The organism is Flavonifractor sp. An4, from assembly GCF_002161755.1.
GTDB classification, from domain to species: domain Bacteria; phylum Bacillota; class Clostridia; order Oscillospirales; family Oscillospiraceae; genus Flavonifractor; species Flavonifractor avicola.
In genome coordinates this window covers 1-1912 of sequence record NZ_NFIL01000093.1, presented here as the reverse complement: position 1 = coordinate 1912, position 1912 = coordinate 1, and the positions used below count along the sequence as shown (strand labels likewise).

2 protein-coding genes are annotated in these 1912 nt (G+C 48.2%); one reads left to right on the top strand and one right to left on the bottom strand.

Going from position 1 to position 1912, the window contains the following annotated elements; genetic code table 11:
• Positions 1-231: 231 nt before the first annotated feature.
• The gene (locus B5F94_RS15770; protein ID WP_087331504.1) at positions 232-462 is read right to left on the bottom strand and encodes a helix-turn-helix domain-containing protein; all 231 of its coding nucleotides are present in this window, start codon (positions 460-462) and stop codon (positions 232-234) included.
• A 622-nt stretch (positions 463-1084) separates the two neighbouring features.
• Here B5F94_RS15770 and B5F94_RS15765 point away from each other — a divergent pair.
• Positions 1085-1372, top strand: coding sequence for a helix-turn-helix domain-containing protein (locus tag B5F94_RS15765; RefSeq protein ID WP_087331501.1), 288 nt, complete (start codon positions 1085-1087; stop codon positions 1370-1372).
• Positions 1373-1912: the final 540 nt, after the last annotated feature.

The window sequence follows — 1912 nt, the reverse complement described above, 5'->3', positions numbered from 1 at the left end:
ACTCCAACTACCGCTTCGTTATCGGCTTCAACGGCGCCCTGATTGCCCTTGGTGTGGCCGGTGTTCTGCCGCCCGCCACCTCTGCCACGCTGCACAATCTCTCCACCCTGGGCGTCAGCCTGCGGAGCATGGGCCGGCTGGCACTTCCGAAAATGTAGAGTGCAGAACTCTTTTGAAGGAATAAATACATAATGAGACTCGTAGGGGGAAAGGAAATTCCTCCTGCGAGCCTCATTTTTCTATCTTTTCTGGTGGTATAAATTCTAATAGATCGCCAATCCCACAATTCAACGCCGTACAAAGCCTTGCGAGGACATCTATATCTAAACGAGTAATTTGGTTTTTACAATAATTGTTGATCTGCGTCCGCTGCATCTCAGCTCGATGGCTCAACATGTTCTTGCTAAGACCGGATGCCTTCAACAGCTCGTCCAGCTTAATGCGAATCGTTCCATATTCCACTTGCCAACGCTCCAACCACAAGAAATATGTTGACAAGTTTAGTGTACCCTTGGTAGAATAGAAAAATAAGATATAGAAAGTCTTGTCAGACTAATTGCACATATATAATGCATAGTTTTGGCTTGTGCTTTTTAGCCAATATGAATATATAATAATACAAAAAGAGGATAATCTTCAAATTTCAGCAAAACTGCCTAAAACCTAAGCGATTTCTAAGAAAGCCCTAAAAATTCCCTATTATGATACCCCCATCGAAACGGTGAGGGGAAACGCACTTTTTGTCTGTTATCCCCGCAAGGGGAGAATATGGCAGGAAATCGTATAGGGAGCAATGAACACCCGCCGGGGGTCAGGGAAAAAAGAACAACATTACATACCGCAATCCTCCAAGGGGTTGCGGTTCTTTTTTATTCGACACCATTTGTCCTTACTCACTATATACCGCTAAAGCTCGGCAAATATTTCTCTTCGTATGCACTCACCGCACGGTGGGTGCATTTTTTGTTTGTCGAAAAATGGCGGCCTCTGCTCAGCGTCCGGTATGTCCGGTCGCTCCATTGCCGCGACCCACCGCTCCGAAATTTGGTTCGCATCCAAATTTCAGAAGACGGAGTAAATCACCATGTACTTTAATAGAGAGGACTATGGTTCAAGGATCAGGAGCTTGCGAAAAAAGCGTGGGCTCACACAGGAGCAACTGGCAGAGAAGATGAATGTCAGCACTCCATACATCGCAAAAATCGAAACCGGAAAGCAGACTGGCCCAGTCGAGCTGGCCGTAGAGTTTGCAGCATTTTTTGATGTTTCTCTGGATTATCTCCTGGTGGGAAAAGGAGATTTTGCAGAGGAACAGAAGCGCGGACTGCGGATGGCCATCTCTCTGCTGTCCGAATTGGAGGCATCCCTCTAAAAACTTTCCATTTTGGGTTGGTAAACTTTCCATTCTGTTTCTGTTGGAAGAATACGCGCAGAGTTACAATCTTCGTGAGATCAAAACATCTCAGCGAACCTTGAAAAACACCGCCCCAGGCGGTCATATCCGGCAACTTGAATACCTTAGCTGATCGGGAGAGCGTCAGACCGAGTGCGCGAAGACCACCTGTGCGGAGCAGATCCGCATCAAAGGACGGCCAAATAAGGTGCAGAGCGACACCCACTCAGGCCAAGACAGCCTTGGCAAGCTGTCCCCGCCATGACCCCGTCAGCCTATAATGATACTTCTGCTTACGCAGCTCGGAGAGATCCTCGGAGGGGTGAGAGTCCCATGATGTGCGCCAGCACAGTTCAAGTTGCCGCCCTGCCTGGGGAAGTAGTGTCGAATACAGGCGACTAAGTAGTCTGCCAGCTCCTTGAGTTCACTGCCGGTGTGACCAACAGAAAACGGCTTTGCCACCACTTCCCCAAAGGGACGGAGAACAGATACTACACTCTTGCCTTTGGAAACATCGAT